Here is an 18,728-nt window from a genome sequence, read left to right on the forward strand (position 1 = left end):
TGGGCAGATTCTGCTGGATCATTCCTGCCGTACGGATGGCACTTCCCCATTTTCCGGGCATGGGCGAAAGCCAGACCGGGATGATCCAGCAAAATGTCGGCCGAGTCATCCACATACGCCACATTCCCTGGCTCGTCAGCCCCAGCATCGTGTCTAGCTGGATCCATGGACGCCTTGGAATACCTTGTTTCAGTGGGTGGTGTCGCTCGGGTAGGCCTGCTGCGCGCCAACGGCTATACACCCTCAGCCATCAGCAAGCTTGCCACCGCCGGGGCACACCAACCACGAAAAGGAATATGGGCCCTTCCCTCAGCGGATACCGAATACCTCATGGCTATTCTCAATAACGGGCAGCTCACCTGTGCGAGTGCTGCAATGCGTTACGGCCTGTGGATCAAAGACAAGCCCGAACGTGTGCATCTGTCCACGCGGCACTGCCGGGGCAGGGGCTTCGTCCGGCATGGCGGTCTTCGCCTGTCTCCAGAGAAGGCCGTCCCGGTGGCCTCCGTGGAAGACACTGTCATTCACGCGCTGACCTGCTTACGGGACGTGGACGCCATTTCCATTGCGCAATCGGCCATCCAAGAGTTCGGTATCCCGCGGGCAATGCTCGAAAGCAAGATCTCTGCCAACTGCTACGGAAACGCGAGAAGGCTCCTGGCCAAGGCAGATGGCTTGTCCGAATCCGTACCCGAGATCAGCGCCCGACTGCTTTTCGAATCGGAAGGCCTGGCATTTCGTCGCCAGGTCCCTATCCCTGGGGTGGGACGCGTCGACTTTCTGATTGGCCGGCGCCTCATCGTCGAAGTCAACGGCTACGCCTTCCATGGTTCCCGGGAGGCGTGGAGAAAGGACATGGCACGCCTGAACGCTGCGCAGGCACGTGGTTTTGACGTCCTGAGCTTCGCTCCCGAGACGATCTGGAACAACCCGGGGCGCGTGATGGAGGAAATCCGCGCCGTCCTGGCCCTAGACAAGCAGTCGGGGCCCTAGAAACGGACGGCAGCGATGGATTCTGCTGGATCATCGCCTGCTTGCCGAAGGGCGCACCCATCATTTTCGCGCACCAGCGCACGCCGCGCTCCGATGATCCAGCAGAATGTTCCGATCCGCGACGCGCGGAGCCGAGTCCGGCCCTGAAATCCGCCGCGTCAGTCCTGGAAGTACTCGATCTTGGCGCCAATGGTGTTGAGTCGCTCGGCCAGGTCCTCGTATCCGCGCTCAATCACGTAGATGTTGCGCAGCTCGGACGTGCCGCGGGCCGCCAGCATGGCCAGGAGCAGGCAAGCCGCGGGCCGGAGTGCCGGCGGGCATCCCACTTCCGCGCCACGCCATTTGGTGGGGCCATTGACGTAGATGCGGTGCGGATCGAGCAGCTGGACCTGGGCGCCGAGCTTATTGAGCTCGGTCAGGTAAATCGCGCGATTCTCGTAGACCCAGTCGTGGATCATCGTCTGGCCCTCGGCATTGCCGGCGATGACCGCAAAGAACGGCAGGTTGTCGATATTGAGTCCGGGGAAGGGCATCGGATGGATCTTGTCCTCAGGGGCACGCAAGCGTGATGGCTTTGTGGTGACGTCCACGAGGCGTGTCCGTCCGTTGCGTGCAAAATACTCCCCGGAGATGTCGAGCTGCTGGCCCATTTGCTCGAGTGTCGCCAGTTCGATCTCCATGAACTCGATGGGGACACGGCAGATGGTGACCTCAGAGTTGGTCACGATGCCCGCGGTAATCAGGCTCATGGCCTCGATCGGGTCTTCGGACGGGAAGTACTCTGTGTCGACGTCGATCGCCGGGCGGCCCGTGATCTTCAGCGTGGTTGTCCCGATGCCGTCAATCGCCACTCCGAGATTCTGCAGGTAGAAACAAAGGTCCTGCACCATGTAATTGGGACTGGCATTGCGGATCACCGTGGTACCGCTGCGGTGTGCTGCGGCCATGATGGCGTTCTCCGTCACGGTGTCACCGCGTTCGGTGAGCACAAAGGTGCGGTGGTCTGCATCAGTCGGCGGGGCCTGCACAGAATAGAAGCCGGACTTGGCCTCCACGGAAAGCCCGAACTGCCGTAGCGCCTGCATATGCGGTTCCACGGTTCGGGTCCCGAGATCGCAACCACCGGCGTAGGGCAGCTGATACGAGCTCGCCTCATCCAGAAGGGGACCCAGCAACATGATGACACTGCGGGTGCGGCGTGCGGCCTCCACGTCCATGGAGGCGAGGTCCAAAGTCTCCGGGCGTCGGATGCGCAGATCGTTGCCGTTGAGCCAGGTGCACTCCACACCGATGGAGGTCAGAACTTCGACGATCCGGTTGACCTCTTCGATCCGGGCAAGGCGGCGCAAAGTGGTGGTGCCGCGGTTGATGAGGCTCGCGCAAAGCAATGCGACACCGGCATTCTTGCTGCTGTTGACGTCGACCGAGCCGGAGAGCGTGCGTCCGCCCTCCACGCGCAGGTGGGTCATCTGCGGTTTGCCGACCTTGACTATGGTTCGCCCGAAGATCGACTCCAGGCGTTCGATCATGCGGAGACTGAGATTCTGCTTGCCCTGTTCCATTCGGGCAATGGCGCTTTGGCTGGTGCCCAGTTCCGCAGCAAGCTGTCCCTGTGTCCAGCCCTTTTCACCGCGGGCGTCGCGAAGAAGGAGTCCTACATGTTCGGCAGTCGGTTGCGTCATGATCAATAAATATCACAAATGGTCTAGAAATGCCCACCCCAGGGAGCAACGCGCCGTATTTGGCTCGTTTTAGTCGCCCCGTGCGATATCTGAGCATAGGAACGGCGCCGGGATTGACGGGCTGCGCGCGCCGGGAGAGGCTTTCTCAAATGAGCGCCCCAGCAATCCGTCGGATCCGGCCTACCCGTCCACGGGCCTGCGCTTGAACGCAGAAGTCCGCCCAGCCCAAGGCAGCGACATCGCCCTCATCCTCGCCGTCGAGGCCAAAGCGGGACGTCCCCTTCCGGACCCCTCGCGGCTGGCGACGGCCCTCGACGACGAGTCCCGCCTCGTGGTGGTCGCTACCGCGCGGGGAACGTCCGGCGTCGGGGGCCTTCTCGGCTGGGGTAAGACCCATTTCTGGGCCTATGACGACGACGCCGCCCCCGCGGGGCACTATCTGGGTGGCATCACTGTGCGGCCGGATTCCCGACGCAGCGGCATCGGGACAGCACTCACGCAAGCCCGGCTGGATTGGATATGGCGCCGGGCATTGGAAGCCTGGTATGTCGTCAACGCGTCCAACATCGGGTCAATTGAACTGCATCGCCGGTGGGGATTCGTGGAAGTCGCCCGGGCGCCGAGCTTTCACACGACAACCTTCGACGGCGGCGCAGGCATACTTATGCGGGCGGCCCGCCCGACGACACCCGAGTAACAGCTGCGAGTCAGTTGGGCTGCTTCAGCCAGACGAAGTGCCACGTGCCCGCCCATTGGGCCGCGAGTACGGCCGCGGCTGCGATGACCAACCCGCCGGCAAGAACCCAGACGTCCAAGCGGCTGTAGGTTGATTCGCGCGCCCAGGTCCTCCGCCCACCACCGAAACCTCGCGCCTCCATTGTCACGGCCAAGCGGGACGCCCGACGAATCGCCTGGACCAGCAGCCCGAAGCTTTGGCCAAGCATGGCCTTGAACCGTTGCAGCGGGCTCCCGTGCGAGCCGACACCCCGCGCGCGCCGCGCCATGCCGATGGTCTGCCATTCCTCCGCCATGAGTCCCACTAGCCGCAGCGCGGCCAAGGTACCCAAGACAAAACGGTGGGGCAGTCCCGCCTTCTGCGCCAAGGCATCGGCAAGGTCAGTCGGATCGGTGCAACTCATCAGGAGAATGGCCGGCAACGCGATTGCCAAGCCGCGCAGCATGAACCCGAGTCCGAGCTGAAGCGAGCCTTCGCTGATAGACCAGATCCCGACGTCGAGGAGTATCTTGCCGCTGTCGGCCGACAGGATCGCGGTGCTCCAGCCTCCGAGGGCTGCCGCGATGATCAGGGGCCAGCCGCGCTGCCACAGCAAGCGCAGCGTGAGGCCCGCGAGGGGGAACAACGCCAGTTCGCCGAGGAGCGCGGTCGAGGCCGACACCAAGTCGATGGACAACGCCAATACCAGGGTGATGAGGAAAACCGACACGAATTTCGCCAGTGGATTCGCGCGCGTGAGGAGGGCATTGTTGCCGCGCAGGGTCAGGGTTTCCTTCATGCCGCACCGGCTTCCTGCCGGGTCCCGTCTTGGAACGCAGGCACGAGCCGCATCTCCCTGCCACCCAGGACGGAGCTGAATTCCTGGTCGTGGGTCACGGAAACCACGGACGTGCCGTCGTCGAGCAATTCCGACAGGAACGACGCCAGCTCGGCCCACGTGTTTGCGTCCTGGCCGAACGTCGGCTCGTCCAGCACGAGGACCCGCGGATGTGCGGCAAGCACGGTGGCCACCGAGAGCCGACGCTTTTCGCCGCCGGAGAGCGTGTACGGATTGGCATCCACGAGATGCCGCAGGCGTAGCCGTTCCAGCAATTCGTCCACGCGGTCCTCGCCGTGGCCAAGGTGTTTGGGGCCGAACATGAGTTCGTCGAGCACGCGGCCCGTGACGAACTGGTGCTCGGGCTCCTGGAACACGGTCCCGATGCGGGATATCAGTTGCTGGGCCTTCCACTTGAAGGGGTCGGCGCCGGCGCCGTCGCTGAGCCCGACGGCGGCAGTCACGGTGCCGGACACGGGAGCCAGCAAGCCAGCAAGGGTCAGGGCGAAGGTCGATTTTCCTGCACCGTTGGGGCCGGTGATGGTCAGAGCTTGCCCGGCAAACACCTCAGCGTCGAGTCCGGCCTGCACAGGCAGGGGAGGGACGGTTTTGAACCCCCGCCGGCGCGCCCGTTCGCGGGAGACCGCGAGCTCATGGGTGGCGAGCAGCAGCTCTCCCCCGCTCGTCGTCCCGGAACCGCCGGCCGTCCCGGAACGTGGCCGGGTGATCGGCACGTACCCGGGCACCCAGACGCCTGCGGCAGTGAGCATGTCCCTTGCTTGCGCCAGCACCGTGTCCGGATTGCCGTCCAGGAGCACCGCCGGCGTGGACCCTGCCGTGGCGGAAGAGCTGCCCGGCTGGAGCACCACGATCCGGTCCACGAGGTCTTTCCAGACGGAGACCCGGTGCTCCACCACCACCAAGGTGGCTCCGGTCTTGTCCAGGCAGCGGCCCACGGCATCGCGGACCTCCAGCACGCCGGCAGGGTCCAGGTTGGCGGTCGGCTCGTCCAGGAGGATCAAGCCCGGGCGCATCGCCAGGATGCCGGCTAACGCAAGGCGCTGCTTCTGCCCTCCCGAGAGGGCCGACGTCGGGTGGTCGAGCGCAAAGTTGCCGCTGGCACTGTTCCGCAGCCCGACGTCGTCGAGAGCTTCATGGACCCGATTCCAGATCTCGTCCCGCGCCACGCAAAGGTTCTCGGCACCGAACGCGACGTCATCCCCCAGGCGGGAAAGGACCACTTGGGTTTCGGGGTCCTGTTGCATGAGTCCGGCACGGCCCCTCCGGGCCTTCGGGGAAACGCCGTCCACCAGCAGCGAGCCGGTCTCGTCGGCGTCGTCCCCTTCTTCGCCCAGGACGCCCGCGAGGGCATGCAGGAGCGTCGATTTGCCGGCCCCCGAAGGGCCAAGCAACAGCACACGCTCGCCCGGACGGATGTCCAGGTCCAGCGCGTGGATGGCCGGCGCGGTGCGGCCCGCGTGCCGCCAGCCCCAGCCTTGCGCGGAAATGGCAGCGGGTCGCACCACAGCGGCGGTGCCGGAATCAGGACTGGGCATTAGGAAAAGACGGGCTCCGAGGCGGCCTTGCGGGACGCGAACGCACTCAGGACACCGGTCTTGGCGAGGCCGCGGGTGGCGATCCAAGCCAGGGCCCCGGCGATCACGGCGCCGGAAAAGGTGCAGAACACGATGTAGGCGAGCTTGTCCACCGCTTCGTAGGCGATGTTCCAGCCCCACGGCAGGAAGGAGTCATTCAGGCCGCAGAACAGGCCCGCACCGGCACCGGCCAGCAGGGACACGGACAGGTTGAACTTCTTGTACATGAACGCCAGGAAGATGAGCTCCGCGCCGAGGCCTTGGAGCAGCCCGGAGATCAGGACCGTGGTGCCGTACTGCGAACCCATGATGAGTTCGCTGGTAGCGGCAACGGTCTCGCAGAAAATCGCGGCACCGGGCTTGCGGACAATAAGCATGCCCAGGACTGCCGGGATCATCCAGCCACCGGCGATGATGCCTGAAAGCGGCGGGTAGCCGGCGGACATAGGCGTGGCAACCAGAGCCATCTGGTCCCATGCCCAGAAGATCACGCCGCCAGCGATAGCGACCAACGCCGCCACGACGATGTCCACGACGCGCCAGTTGTAGCCGGGCTTGGTGAGACCCGTCTTTGCAGAAATACCAGTCATTTTGTCCTCCTGAGGAACAGGAGGGGAAAGTGTTTCCGGTTGCGTTCGGCTTCCGCCGCATCCTTCCCGGACACTATGAGAACTCGACTCCCTTGCGCCGGTACTAGCCGGATCAGGTTCGAGGGTCTGCGGCTGTCCGCACTCTCAGCGCCCGTCCTCCGTGCCGCATTGCTGCGAGCCCGACGGCGGCGCTCCCCTGTCGTTATCAATCCACCCTTTTGGGCGTGGTTCAGTTTACACCTTGGCGAGGTTCCGGGTTGGGGTAACGATGGATTCTGCTGGATCATCCGCCAGGTGAGCCCAGCTAGGCCCGACATGGCGCGGGACCCCGCAGAAACTGGGAGAATGATCCAGCAGAATGTGACTCAGCAAGCGGGCAAGGGAGCGGTCTTGACAGGCATTGGCGAAGCGAACAGCACCACGGTGGCCGAACCGAGGCTTGCCGCGAGCGTGATCCTGGTCCGCGACGCCCCCGCCCGCACAGAACCGGTAAGCCCGGTGGCTGCCCGGGATGCTTCGGCAGGCACAGAGCTAGCCGCGGATGCGGGGCGTGGCTTGGAAGTGTTCGTCCAGCACCGCGTGACAACGATGGATTTCGCCGCGGGCATGGTCGTTTTCCCCGGCGGACGAGTCGACCAAGCGGATAGCTCCGGTTGGGACTTCGCGGCCGACGTCGTCGAGCGGCACGCCGCCGCATGGCATCGGAGCAGCATCGCCGCCGAGCCCTCCTCGGCCCGGTTCAACGCCGGCCGGGTGCTGGCGGCCGCGCAGCGCGAAGTGTTCGAAGAGGCCGGACTGAAGCTCGACGCCGCCACCCTCCGTCCGTGGGCCAACTGGGTTACTCCGGTGGACCAGCCCAAGCGCTTCGACACCTACTTCTACCTGGCATGCCCGCTTTCCGGTGCCGAACCAAAGCACCAGACCACGGAGGCGTCATCGTCCCTGTGGATGCCCGTCCGCACAATCCTGGACGCCGAAGCCGCGGGGACACTCAAGCTCATGCCGCCCACGTTGGTGTTACTGGATGAGCTTCTCGCCCTCGATACGGTGGAAGCGGTGCTGGCCGAGGACCGTGACGTCGTTCCTGTGCGTCCCAAACCGGGCGCCTTGCAGGAGTTCTTCCGGCTGAGGCGCCAACCGCCATCCGTTGCTCCAGAACTGCCCTGAAGTGGGGTTAGGCTGGGGACGGTCCTGTTTCCTCCCGCAAGGAGTCCCGGAATGAACCTCTTTTTCAAACTGCTCGGCACCGGCGTGAGCATCGGCGCGGGCTTTGCCGGCACCAAGCTCGTCAACGCCTTGTGGGAAAAAGCCACGGGCAACAAACCGCCCAAGGGCAACGACGACATGGAAGCCAGCCTGCGCTCGGCGCTGACCTTTGCACTGATTTCGGCGTCTGTCAGCGCCGTCATCCAGGTTATGGCTGGCCGGGGTACGAAGCGCGCCATCGCTCGCTTCGAGAAGACGCCGGACATCGTCTAGGCGGACGGCCCGCGGCTCCCGTCGGGACCGCCCACGCTGCCGCGGTTGGCACCTGCGTTCCCGCCGTTGGCGGTGCGGGGGATTGCGGAGTCCGACCCTTCAGCTTTCTCGGCGTCCCGCTTTACGGCAGCCCGCAACACGACGGCCTCAAGTTCGTCTGTGCTGAGCAACTCGGGGTGCAGGTGCTTGGTCCGGTAGCCCGCGCGGCCCACCATGTGTGCGGACACGGGCACCGTCAGCAGTTGGAAAATCCAGGCGACCACCAGGATCGGCCATACCCACCATTCGCGCATCTGCAGCCCGATGGCCGCCAGGACAAGGAACAGCCCCAGCACTTGGGGCTTGGTAGCTGCGTGCATGCGGCTCATGAGGTCCGGGAAGCGCAGCAGGCCGATTGCCGCGCCCAATGACATCAGCGCACCAACAATCAGCAATACTGCGGTGACGGCGTCGATGACGGCGTCCGCCCCGGTGGCGTTAGGAGTCATTGACCTGTCCTCTCCGGTCGGCCACGAAGCGGGCCACTGTCACCGATCCGACGAAGCCGATCAGCGTCAGCGCGACGAGCAGCACGAGGTTGTTGAGGTGCCTGTTGACGGCCATGTCGACGGCCAGCGCGGCGCCGAGTATGGCAAGCAGTACGTCTGCGGCGAGCACCCGGTCCAGCAATGAAGGCCCGACGGCGATCCGGTAGATCGCGCCAGCCGCAGCGAGGCTGAGAATCACCGCCGTGACGATCAGCACGATGTCTTTCACGGTCCGACTCCCCTCGTTGCAGTCCGGCCTTCGGCCTGGAGTGCTTCCAGTTCCGCGTTGGTACCCATGATCCGGATCAGCGAGGCCTCCGCGTCCTGGACTTCCTTGCGCAGCTTGGCGGTGTCCACATCGTTGCGGACATTGAGCCCATGGATATAGAGGGTGGACGTGGAGCGATCCACCTCCACCACCAAGGAACCCGGGATCAGCGAAATGACGTGGCCTGTGGCGGTGACCATGAGGTCGGAATGGCTGCGCAGGGGAACAGCGACGACGGCGTTGCTCACCGATGGCCCTCGGAAGACGGCCAGGTACATGACCTGGAAGCTCGCGGCCACCACTTTGCCAAGGAACACTGCGGCGAAAGGAATGGCGCGCCACACGTTGAATCGTCCGCTGAGCTCTACGGGAGGCAAGTAGAAAATCCTGGCTACAACCACTGCGATCAGCGCACCGAACGCCAGGTTGCCCGGGCTGAAGTCCCGCCAGAGCGCACCCCAGACAAGGACGAGCCAGACCAGCAGGGGCAACTCGGTACGGAACGAAGTCCGCTTGCGGCTCATTTGCCACCTCCCTGCAGCGACTGCGGTGCGGCGATTTCGGGAACCTTGGCATTTCCGCCGAGCACGGAATGGATGTACGCAGTACGGTCCAGCATCTGTTCCGCGGAGTTTCCGGCCAATTGGAACAGCGGACCGGCGAAGACCGTCAGCGCCACGCCGAAAACCACCAGGGCGGCGGTTGGCCCCACCATGGTCCTCGGAAGCAGGCCGACGGCGGCCGTGTCCTTCAGGATGGGTGCCGGGTAGTCCGCGTCCTCAGGTTTCCGCCAGAATGCGCGGTTCCAGACGCGGGCAATTGCCAACAAGGTCAAGAGGCTGGTGACCACGCCTCCCACCACCAAGGTAATTGAGAGTGGCGTTCCCAGGGCGATGCCTGCCTGCAGGAGCCCAAGCTTCCCCAGGAACCCGGAGAAGGGCGGGATTCCCGCGAGGTTCATGGCTGGAATGAAGAACAGGAGCGCGAGGAGCGGAGACAACTTGGCAAGCCCGCCCAGCCGGTCCAAGGACGCGCTGCCACCACGGCGCTCGATCAGGCCAGTCACGAGGAAAAGGCTAGTTTGGACCGTGATGTGGTGGGCCACGTAGAACACAGCAGCCGCAAGCCCGGCAACGGAAGACATGGCCAAGCCGAACACCATGTAGCCGATGTGGCTCACCAACGTGAAGGAAAGTAGTCGCTTGATGTCGCTCTGGGCTATGGCGCCGAGAATGCCCACCAGCATGGTGAGGAGCGCTACCACCATCAACGGGGCATTCAATGTATCGCCCGGGAAAAGGAGGGTCTCCGTGCGGACCATGGCATAGACGCCCACCTTGGTGAGCAATCCGGCGAACACGGCAGTGACCGGTGCTGGTGCGGTCGGATACGAGTCAGGCAGCCAGAAGGACAGCGGGAACACGGCTGCTTTAATGCCGAATGCCACGAGCAGCATGACGTGGAGCAGGTTCCTGGTGCCCGGATCCAGTCCGTCCAGCTTGATCGCGAGATCCGCCATCGAGATGGTTCCAGTGGCTCCGTAGATCATCGCAATGGCAATCAGGAACAACACCGAAGACACCACGGAAACCACCACGTACGTGACCCCGGCACGGATGCGCGGACCGGTGCCGCCCAGTGTCATGAGCACATAACTCGCCGTCAGCAGGATCTCGAAGCCCACGTACAGGTTGAAGAGGTCACCCGTGAGGAAGGCGTTGGAAACACCGGCCACCAGGATGAGGTAGGTCGGGTGGAAGATCGAGACGGGTGCCTCGCGGTCGCCGTCGGCCATGCCCTGGCCGGTGGCGTAGATCAGCACCGCGAGGCTGATGACCGAGGAAACCACCAACATGAGCGAGGAAAACTGGTCTACCACCATCACCACCCCGAAAGGCGGCTGCCAGCCGCCCAGGGTGACGGATGCAGTGCCAGCGGTCCATACCGACGCGAGGAGCCAGCACTCCAAGAGCAACGTCAGGGACAAGAATCCGATGCTGACCACGCGTTGGGCCACCGGGTTCCTGTTCAGGGCGAACGTCAGCGCGGCACCGAGGATCGGAAGTACGACGGCGAGCGGCGCCAGGCTGGCGATGTTCACTGGGGTCCTCCTTCCTTGGCTGCTTCGGTGACCGCGGTAACCGGGAATTCGGATGTTTCCTCGGGAACCACAGAGTCGTCTTCGGCGTCGAAACTGGGCGTCTTCGCGACCCGCCGGTCTTCGGCGTCGTCCTGGATGTCGTCTTGCCGTGCCAACGCCCAGGTCCTGTAGATGATGCCGAGCATGAATGCCGTCACCGCGAAGGAAATCACGATCGATGTCAGGATCAAGGCTTGCGGCAACGGATCGTTGTAGTCGCGCGGATCCGTCGATTTGTTGAACAGCGGGGCCAGTCCGGCATAGCCACCGGTGGCGAGGATCAGCAAATTGGTCGCATTGGCCATGAGCATGAGTCCCAGGAGAACGCGGGTCAGGCTAAGTTCCAGGATCAAATAGATCCCGCAGGCATAGAGCACTCCCATGACGATCAACAAGGTCAAGTTGACGCTCATGGGGTCCTCTTCCCGGATGCTGCGGTTGCCGTCGTCGCTGTGGCGGTGGGGGCTTCGGTCCGGCCGGCCCCTGAATCTTTCGCGTCTGCGTTGGCGGCTTCTTCGAAGTGTTCGTCGATCTCGGCTCCCAAGCTGCGCAGCACGTCGAGGGCCAGGCCCACGACTACGAGGTACACACCGATATCGAAGACCGTGGAAGTCACGAACTTGATATCACCGAACAGCGGCAGCCAAAACTCGATGATGGCGCTTTGGAACACTTGGCCGCCCAGGAGGAGGGGCACGAAGCCCGCCGCGGCCGCCGTCGCAAGACCGGTTCCCAGCAGCATGCCGGCGCTGATCGGGGCGGCTTCCCGCAACTCGAACCGTCCACCGGCCAAGTAGCGGATGGTCAGGGCGAGTCCGGCAGTGAGTCCGCCGGCAAAGCCGCCTCCCGGAAGGTTATGCCCCGCCAGCAGGAGGTAGACGGAGAAGACGATCATCGAGTGGAAAATCAGCCGGGTGACCACTTCGAAGATGATGGACCGCTGTTCCGGTGCCAGGGTACGGCCGGCCACCAGCCAGGGGTCCGTTGGGGAGCCTGCGAATTTACGGGCGAGCGCCAGCGAGGCTACGTCCCGCGAATCGCCGCCGGCCGCGCGCCTTCCCACGATTCCCTCGGGAACCGTTGCTGCCTTGTTGAGTCGGTCGCCCCTGCTGCGGACGAAGATCAAGCTCGCGACGCCGGTAGCGGCGACTGCCAGCACCGAGATCTCACCGAAAGTGTCCCACGCGCGGATGTCCACCAGGGTCACGTTGACCACGTTGAGTCCGCCGCCACCTTCATAGGCCAGCCGGGGGAAGGAGAGCGACACAGGCTCGGCAGTGCGGGCGCCCATGGCGTAGATCGCCACGAAGATCATAGTGGCCGCGAATGCCACACCGATAATGACCCTGACCACACGGTATTTGCCGCCGGTACGGTCCCGGAGTTCCGGAGGGAGGCTGCGCATCGCCAGAACGAAGGCCACCAGGATGATGGTCTCCACCAGCATTTGCGTCAGGGCGAGGTCCGGGGCGCCTTGCAACGCGAACATCAATGCGATGCCATAGCCGGTGACCGACACCATCAGCACGGCCAGGAAGCGCTTGTTGGCACGAACGGCGGCCAGGGCGCCAATCACGATTCCTGCCGCGGCAATGAGCTGGAGCGGGGAATTCGGGTCGATCACATAGAGACCGCCCGGTAGAGGTTTGTTGGCCACGATGAGCGCCGCGAGCGGGACGGCGAAGGCCACCGTGAGGATAACTGCCAGGTAGAAGTAGAGGGAACCGCGCTGCGTGCGCCCGGTGACCCACACTGCGACGTCGTCCAAAGCCCCGATGGTGCGCTGGTAGGCGCGGTCGCCGTCCACCCAGTCCGGGACACGGCCCTGCACCCGGGACACGAGCTTGCTCGCATAGAACATCACGACGCCGGCCGCGAACGTCAAGGCAGTCAGTCCCAAGGCGGGCGTCAGGCCGTGCCACAGCGCAAGGTGCGTCGCGCTGGAAGCGCTGATCCCGCCGTCGTGATCGGCAGCACCGCTAAAAGCGGCGGTATACGGCTGGATCCAGCCATCAACGGGATCGGGCCACAAGCCGTACACCACGCTGAAGACGCTCAGGATGGCCGGCGCCGCCAGGAACGACGGCTGGATGGCCTTGAAGGGCGTCCGGTCCACGCCCGGCTTGGTGGCGAACGCACCCCACATGAAGCGTGCACTGTACGCGAACGTGAGGATCGACCCCAAGACCAGGCCCGCAAGGAGGACCGCTCCCCATGCTTGGGAGGCCGGGTCCGCGCTGTAGTGGACGAAGGCTTCGAACACGGATTCCTTGGCCACGAAACCGGCCAGCGGAGGTATGCCGGCCATCGATGCGGCGGCGATCCCCGCCACAATGGCGAGCGCCCTTGAGGACTTGTACACGCCCGAGAGCTTGCGGATGTCGCGTGTTCCGGATTGGTGGTCGATGATGCCCACCACCAAGAACAGGGAGGCTTTGAACAGTCCGTGCGCCAGGAGGAGCGCGAGTCCGGCCAGCGCGGCGTCGGACCGGCCAAGACCGACCACCATGGTGAGGAACCCGAGCTGACTGACTGTTCCATAGGCGAGGATGAGTTTGATGTCGGTCTGCCGGAGCGCCCGGTAGCCGCCCACCAGCATCGTCGCCAGCCCGAGGCCTAGCACCAGCGGCAACCAGTAGGGGCTTTGGCTGAACCCGGGCGCCATGCGGGCGACGATATAGATGCCGGCCTTCACCATGGCCGCCGCGTGCAGGTAGGCGCTCACCGGGGTGGGCGCGGCCATGGCGCCGGGGAGCCAGAAGTGGAAAGGAACCAGCGCCGATTTGGTAATCGCTCCCACCAGGATGAGTACGACGGCGGCAGCAGCCGCACCCTGCGCGGGTCCGGTGACGAGGGTGGCCGCTTCAGTCATGATCGCCGAAATGCGGTATGTTCCGGCCGCCTGGCCCAGAATGATGAGGCCGACGAGCATGGCCAGGCCACCCGCCGTGGTGACCATGAGTGCTTGCAAGGCCGAGCGCCGGGCGGCAAGGCGGGTGCGGGCATAACCGATCAGGAGATAGGACAGGACCGTGGTGAGTTCCCAGAAGATGAACATCATCAGGAGGTCGTCCGCCGTCACCAAGCCGAACATCGCACCCGCGAAGGCAAGAAGTTGGGCGCCGAACGCGCCGAGGTGGGCATCCTTGTTCTTGAAGTACCGCGCGCAATAGACCAGGACCAGCGCGCCGACGCCTAGGACCAGCAAGGACATCACCCATGCCAAGACGTCCATGCGGAAGGCGAACTCAAGCTTGAGGTTCGGAATCCACGGGAGGGTTTCTTCGATGAAGCCGCCGGCAGGATTCCGGCCTTTTCCGGGATACACCTGGTCATACTGGAGAACCAGCCAGATGAAGGCGGTGGCAGGAACCGCTGCGAGGACGTAGAAGGCATTCCGCTGGAGTTTCCGGAAGATCCAAGGCGCCACCGTTGCCGCGGCAAAGGTCACGGCAAGAACTGTGATCACTGGAATCTCCGCAAAGTCAGGAATGAATTGTCAAAGTTGGAGCAGGCGGTCAAACGTTGGGTTCGGTGCAGGTAGTTTATCAACTATGAATATGGCAGCTGCGCCGGAGGCCCCGCACCCGGCATCCGAGCTCGCTTCAGGACCCGCCCTGTCGAATAAGGGCCAAATCCTTGCGTGGGCATCCTGGGACTGGGGCTCCGCGGCCTTCAACGCCGTCATGACCACCTTCGTATTCACCGTCTACCTGACGTCCAAGGCCTTCGGCGGGGGAGACTCCGCGTCGGCGGCGTTGGGCACCGCGTTGGCGATTGCCGGGTTCGCGATTGCCCTCCTGGCACCGGTCACCGGTCAACGTTCCGACTCCGGTGGCAGGCGGAAGCTGTGGCTCGGGGTCAACACGGCCCTCGTGGCCGTCCTCACCGGCTCGTGCTTCTTCGTCTTCCCCAAGCCCGAGTTCCTGTTCCTGGGCGTCTCTTTGATCGCGCTCGGCAATGTGTTCTTCGAGTTCGCCGGAGTCAATTACAACGCCATGCTGGCCCAGATCTCCACCCCTGCCAACATCGGCAAAGTGAGCGGCTTCGGCTGGGGAATGGGGTACCTGGGCGGGATTGTCGCGTTGCTCGTGGTGCTGCAGCTTTTCGTCCAGCCGTCTTTTGAATGGTTCGGGGCCTCCACACAGGACAGCTTGAATATCAGGCTGGTGGCGGTCTTCTCCGCGCTCTGGTTCTTCATCTTCGCGCTGCCGGTCCTCTTCGCGGTCCCGGAACTCTCGGTCAAGAAGCCGGAATCCCGGCTCGGGTTCCTGGCTTCCTACGGTTTGCTGGTCCGCCGGATCAGGGCCATTTACCGGACCAGCCCGCACACCATCTACTTCCTGCTCGCGAGCGCCATCTTCCGAGACGGCCTGGCTGCGGTCTTCACCTTTGGCGGGGTCATTGCAGCCGGAACCTTTGGCTTCGAGCTCAAGGAAGTCATCTTCTTCGCTATTTTCGGCAACGTAGTGGCTGCCGTCGGAGCCATGATCGGTGGATTCCTGGACGACAGGATCGGACCCAAGAACGTCATCGTCATTTCCCTCATCGGACTCTTGCTGGCCGGCACCGCGATCCTGGTGCTTGGCAACGGCGACTACGCGTTCTTCGGAGTCCATTGGGCGGGCAGCACCACGTTCTGGGTATTCGGGCTCTTCCTCTGCTTGTTCGTCGGCCCAGCCCAGGCTTCCTCCCGTGCCTACCTCGCGAGGCTGGCACCGGATGGCGAATCGGGCGAACTGTTCGGGCTCTACGCCACCACCGGCAGGGCCGTGAGCTTCCTGGCGCCGGCACTTTTCACCCTGTGCATCGCCGTGGCGACACCACTGGTGGCCTCGGGCGCAGCCCAACGCTGGGGAATTCTGGGCATCATGGTGGTGCTCCTGGCCGGCCTGCTGGTGATCCTTCCCGTCAAGTCACCCAACAAAACGGAAATCGCCACAGTTCCGCTCAGCTGAGCGTTCACAGGCTTAGTGCGTGCCTCTCTATCCGCGCCGTCGATCCCGTTCCGCACCCGAAAAGGACAGGCGCACCCGGTCTACTGGGTGCCTGTGTCCCAAGCGGGTGCGTGCGTCATCAGCGGGTGCGTTCCTGCCCAACAATCCGCAAAAAGCTCTTGATCTTTGATTGTTAGTAGAGTTTACTAACTCCCATGGAAGCCCTTCGTGACCGTCAGCGCACCGACCGAACCGGCGCAGCAACACTGCCTTCCGACGGACGGGCCCACAACCTCTCCTTGGTACGCCAGACGCTTCACTCGGTAGGGGCGATGAGCCGCGCGGATCTCTCCCGGACCCTGGGCCTGACGCGGGTCACGGTATCGGACCTCGTCTCGGACCTCCTGGAACGCGGCCATGTGGTGGAACTGGGGCACTCGGACGAAGTCCGCCCGGGCAAGCCGGCGATCCTGGTGGACATCAACCGCCAGGGCCTCCAAGTCATCGGCATGGACCTCGCCGAAAATTCCGTGCTGCGGGCCGCCGTCTTGGACCTTGACGGCAATATCCTCGAACGCGTGGAACGCTCCCTCTCCGAGGAAACCGGACGGGACGTGGTCACCCAGGTCCTCGAACTCGCTTCGGAAGCGGTCGGACGAGCCACCGCCCCACTGCTCGGAATCGGCGTCGGGACCCCCGGCATCGTCAACGCGGACGGTGTGGTCACCACGGCCCCCAACTTCGAATGGAAGGACGTCGCCCTGCGCCGGCTCCTCCAGGAACACACCGGGCTGCCCACGCTCGTTTCCAACGACGCCGACGCCGCAGTCCACGCGGACCACACCTTCGGCGGCGGCAGTGACGACATGGTGCTCGTGAAAATCGGGCGCGGTGTCGGTTCCGGACTCATCGTGGGGGGCATGCGTGCCCGCGGCGCCCACTCCGCGGCCGGCGAAATCGGCCACGTCACGGTCGGCACCGACGGCGGATCCGTCTGCAAGTGCGGTAAGACGGGGTGCCTCGAAACCTGGATGTCGGTCCCCAGCCTCGAACGGGCCCTGGCCGCAGCGGCGGCGAGCTCCGATCCGGAGACGGCGGCCGACGTCGTGCTCCGGGAAGCAGGAGAGCGGCTAGGCATCGCCCTCGCGCCCGTGGTTGGCGCCCTCGATTTGGGCGAAGTGGTCCTCAGCGGACCGCGGGAGCTTTTGGAAGGCCCCCTTCTCAGTGCCGTCGAGCAGACATTGCTTGGGCGGCTCTTGCACCAGGACCCCTCACCGGTGTCCGTCCGTCTCGCGGCCGACGCACAGGACATTGTCCTGCGCGGCGCCGCCGTGATGGTCCTGTGGAACCAGCTCGGAGTGGCCTGAGTGCCGCACCTGTGCCGTTTCCAACCCTGACTCACCAGCCAAGCATCCCTTCGAAGGAGCCGGACATGGACACGATTCAGTCCCCCGCTAGCCAGTCCTTTGCCACCGGGGCCGCCCGCGCCCACCTGCGCCGCCTCGCGGCAGGCACCCTCATGCCCGGATTCACCGGCATCGCCGTCCCTGTTTGGATCCTCGAGGCGTACGACGCCGGGCTGGCGGCTGTGTGCATCTACGGAACCAATGTGGCATCCCCCGTCCAGTTGCGCGAGCTCTGCGCCGGACTGCGCGCGCACTCCCCGAACACGCTCATCGCCGTCGATGAAGAAGGCGGCGATGTCACAAGGCTGCACTACCTCACGGGATCAACGCAGCCCGGAAACGCAGTGCTCGGGCGTCTGGACGACGTCGAACTGACCGCTGCCAGCGCGAGCGCTATCGGCCACGAACTCGCAGGACTGGGTATCAACTTGAACCTGGCCCCCGATGCGGACGTCAATTCCGCCCCGGACAATCCCGTGATCGGGGTGCGCAGCTTCGGGGCGGAACCGGATCTGGTGGCCCGGCACACTGCCGCCTGGATCCGCGGCCTCGAAGACGCCGGCGTGGCGTCCTGCGCCAAGCACTTCCCCGGCCATGGCGACACCTCCACAGACTCCCACCTGGCGCTCCCCCGGGTCACGGCCGACGCCGCCACGCTGGATGCGCGCGAACTGGTCCCGTTCCGTGCGCTTGTCGCGGCGGGCGGTGCCACGGTCATGACCAGCCACATCCTGGTCGAAGCCCTGGACCCTGACCACCCCGCAACCTTCTCCTCGCGCATCCTGCAGGACCTGCTGCGCCGTGACATGGGGTTCGACGGCGTCATCATCACGGATGCCCTGGACATGGCCGGCGCGTCAGCCCAGACGGGCATTCCGGAAGCCGCCGTCCGTTCACTCATTGCAGGTGCGGACCTGCTGTGCCTTGGTTCTGAGACAGGGCCGGCCCTCTTCGAACAGACCCTTACCGCGATTGCCGAGGCTGTTGAAGAAGGACGCTTGCCCTTGGAACGCCTTGAGGACGCCGTTGCACGCACAGCGGCGCTGTCCTCGCGTTTCCCCGCTGCCGGCGCCGCCGAAATCCAGGAGGCCGCCATCAGGGGCCAGCTCGGCGGGTCAGGCAGAGCCCCGGTTGCCGGTGTTCCTGATGACTCGATAACGCTCGACGGCGAGCGCATCACCGAGGCCTTTGAAGTGTCCGGTGCCGCCGAGAGTTGGCTTGCACGGAAGGAACCCGTCGCGATCGTGCAGGTTGAAACTGGATCCAATTTCGCAGTGGGCCGCGTGCCGTGGGGCCCCGCTGCCACGGCTGCGGCAGTGGTCCGCGAGAGCGAGGTGCCGGACGGCGCGAGAGTCGCCGTCGTCGGGCGCGGGCTGGATGCCGAGCACCCGCTGTGGACCGTCTTCGCCCGTTTGAGGGCGGAGGGCCACGCGGTGATCGCGGTTGAGTGCGGCTGGCCGCGAGGCGGAGCGGACATCGTCACCTATGGTGCCTCGCTCACGGTCTCACAAGCCCTGACCGCGCTGCTGAATGGCAGCGCCAAGGCCTGACCCCCGCC

General features: G+C 64.7%; 16 protein-coding genes, 1 pseudogene and 1 riboswitch. Of the genes and pseudogenes, 7 read left to right on the forward strand and 10 right to left on the reverse strand.

Going from position 1 to position 18,728, the window contains the following annotated elements:
- Positions 1 to 165: 165 nt before the first annotated feature.
- On the forward strand, positions 166 to 993 hold the full coding sequence (locus J2S96_RS17485; RefSeq protein WP_306866270.1) for an endonuclease domain-containing protein: 828 nt from the start codon (positions 166 to 168) through the stop codon (positions 991 to 993).
- Positions 994 to 1,151: 158 nt separating this feature from the next.
- Here J2S96_RS17485 and J2S96_RS17490 read toward each other — a convergent pair whose 3' ends face one another.
- Positions 1,152 to 2,675 (reverse strand): UDP-N-acetylglucosamine 1-carboxyvinyltransferase, encoded by a 1,524-nt coding sequence (locus J2S96_RS17490; protein WP_306866273.1) that lies wholly within the window; start codon positions 2,673 to 2,675, stop codon positions 1,152 to 1,154.
- 202 nt (positions 2,676 to 2,877) lie between these two features.
- Between J2S96_RS17490 and J2S96_RS17495 the strand changes: the two genes are divergently transcribed.
- The gene (locus J2S96_RS17495; RefSeq protein WP_306866276.1) at positions 2,878 to 3,372 is read left to right on the forward strand and encodes a GNAT family N-acetyltransferase; all 495 of its coding nucleotides are present in this window, start codon (positions 2,878 to 2,880) and stop codon (positions 3,370 to 3,372) included.
- A gap of 10 nt (positions 3,373 to 3,382) precedes the next feature.
- On the opposite strand, the gene J2S96_RS17500 is transcribed toward J2S96_RS17495, so the two are convergent.
- Genes J2S96_RS17500 through J2S96_RS17510 form a run of 3 tightly spaced genes read right to left on the reverse strand, consistent with a single transcriptional unit; the run spans position 3,383 to position 6,413 of the window.
- Positions 3,383 to 4,189: an energy-coupling factor transporter transmembrane component T family protein gene (locus J2S96_RS17500; RefSeq protein ID WP_306866278.1), complete on the reverse strand. Its 807-nt coding sequence runs from the start codon at positions 4,187 to 4,189 to the stop codon at positions 3,383 to 3,385.
- Positions 4,186 to 5,784, reverse strand: coding sequence for an ABC transporter ATP-binding protein (locus tag J2S96_RS17505; protein WP_306866280.1), 1,599 nt, complete (start codon positions 5,782 to 5,784; stop codon positions 4,186 to 4,188). Before J2S96_RS17505 ends, J2S96_RS17500 begins: the two co-directional genes overlap by 4 nt.
- Positions 5,784 to 6,413, reverse strand: coding sequence for an ECF transporter S component (locus J2S96_RS17510; protein WP_306866281.1), 630 nt, complete (start codon positions 6,411 to 6,413; stop codon positions 5,784 to 5,786). Before J2S96_RS17510 ends, J2S96_RS17505 begins: the two co-directional genes overlap by 1 nt.
- A gap of 71 nt (positions 6,414 to 6,484) precedes the next feature.
- Positions 6,485 to 6,621, reverse strand: a riboswitch (TPP riboswitch).
- A 137-nt stretch (positions 6,622 to 6,758) separates the two neighbouring features.
- Between J2S96_RS17510 and J2S96_RS17515 the strand changes: the two genes are divergently transcribed.
- Together J2S96_RS17515 and J2S96_RS17520 are read left to right on the forward strand one after the other, a co-directional pair.
- Positions 6,759 to 7,580, forward strand: a complete 822-nt coding sequence (locus tag J2S96_RS17515) for an NUDIX hydrolase (protein ID WP_306866283.1) — start codon at positions 6,759 to 6,761, stop codon at positions 7,578 to 7,580.
- A 51-nt stretch (positions 7,581 to 7,631) separates the two neighbouring features.
- Positions 7,632 to 7,892 (forward strand): DUF4235 domain-containing protein, encoded by a 261-nt coding sequence (locus J2S96_RS17520; protein WP_306866285.1) that lies wholly within the window; start codon positions 7,632 to 7,634, stop codon positions 7,890 to 7,892.
- A 95-nt stretch (positions 7,893 to 7,987) separates the two neighbouring features.
- On the opposite strand, the pseudogene mnhG reads toward J2S96_RS17520, so the two are convergent.
- The 6 genes and pseudogenes from mnhG to J2S96_RS17550 form a co-directional block, all read right to left on the reverse strand.
- A pseudogene (gene mnhG / locus J2S96_RS17525) lies at positions 7,988 to 8,380 on the reverse strand (monovalent cation/H(+) antiporter subunit G); the annotation flags it as partial.
- Positions 8,370 to 8,648: a monovalent cation/H+ antiporter complex subunit F gene (locus J2S96_RS17530; protein WP_306866289.1), complete on the reverse strand. Its 279-nt coding sequence runs from the start codon at positions 8,646 to 8,648 to the stop codon at positions 8,370 to 8,372. The gene J2S96_RS17530 and the pseudogene mnhG, both read right to left, overlap by 11 nt.
- Positions 8,645 to 9,211: a Na+/H+ antiporter subunit E gene (locus tag J2S96_RS17535; RefSeq protein WP_306866291.1), complete on the reverse strand. Its 567-nt coding sequence runs from the start codon at positions 9,209 to 9,211 to the stop codon at positions 8,645 to 8,647. The genes J2S96_RS17530 and J2S96_RS17535 overlap by 4 nt, the downstream gene beginning before the upstream one ends.
- A complete protein-coding gene (locus J2S96_RS17540) occupies positions 9,208 to 10,788 on the reverse strand; it encodes a Na+/H+ antiporter subunit D (RefSeq protein ID WP_306866293.1) in 1,581 nt (526 codons plus the stop codon). Before J2S96_RS17540 ends, J2S96_RS17535 begins: the two co-directional genes overlap by 4 nt.
- Entirely contained in the window at positions 10,785 to 11,240 is a 456-nt protein-coding gene (locus tag J2S96_RS17545) for a Na(+)/H(+) antiporter subunit C (RefSeq protein ID WP_306866295.1), read from the reverse strand. Before J2S96_RS17545 ends, J2S96_RS17540 begins: the two co-directional genes overlap by 4 nt.
- Complete coding sequence (locus tag J2S96_RS17550) at positions 11,237 to 14,296, reverse strand: Na+/H+ antiporter subunit A (protein ID WP_306866297.1); 3,060 nt, start codon at positions 14,294 to 14,296, stop codon at positions 11,237 to 11,239. Before J2S96_RS17550 ends, J2S96_RS17545 begins: the two co-directional genes overlap by 4 nt.
- A gap of 85 nt (positions 14,297 to 14,381) precedes the next feature.
- Here J2S96_RS17550 and J2S96_RS17555 point away from each other — a divergent pair, with 85 nt between their 5' ends.
- From J2S96_RS17555 to J2S96_RS17565, 3 genes are all read left to right on the forward strand, one after another.
- Positions 14,382 to 15,785, forward strand: a complete 1,404-nt coding sequence (locus J2S96_RS17555) for an MFS transporter (RefSeq protein ID WP_306866299.1) — start codon at positions 14,382 to 14,384, stop codon at positions 15,783 to 15,785.
- Between the two features lie 194 nt (positions 15,786 to 15,979).
- Positions 15,980 to 17,131, forward strand: a complete 1,152-nt coding sequence (locus J2S96_RS17560) for an ROK family transcriptional regulator (protein ID WP_306866301.1) — start codon at positions 15,980 to 15,982, stop codon at positions 17,129 to 17,131.
- A 65-nt stretch (positions 17,132 to 17,196) separates the two neighbouring features.
- Positions 17,197 to 18,720 (forward strand): glycoside hydrolase family 3 protein, encoded by a 1,524-nt coding sequence (locus J2S96_RS17565; protein WP_306866303.1) that lies wholly within the window; start codon positions 17,197 to 17,199, stop codon positions 18,718 to 18,720.
- The last annotated feature ends 8 nt before the right edge of the window (positions 18,721 to 18,728 follow it).

This window comes from Arthrobacter bambusae (assembly GCF_030812595.1).
In the GTDB taxonomy this organism is placed as follows: Bacteria; Actinomycetota; Actinomycetes; order Actinomycetales; family Micrococcaceae; genus Arthrobacter; species Arthrobacter bambusae_B.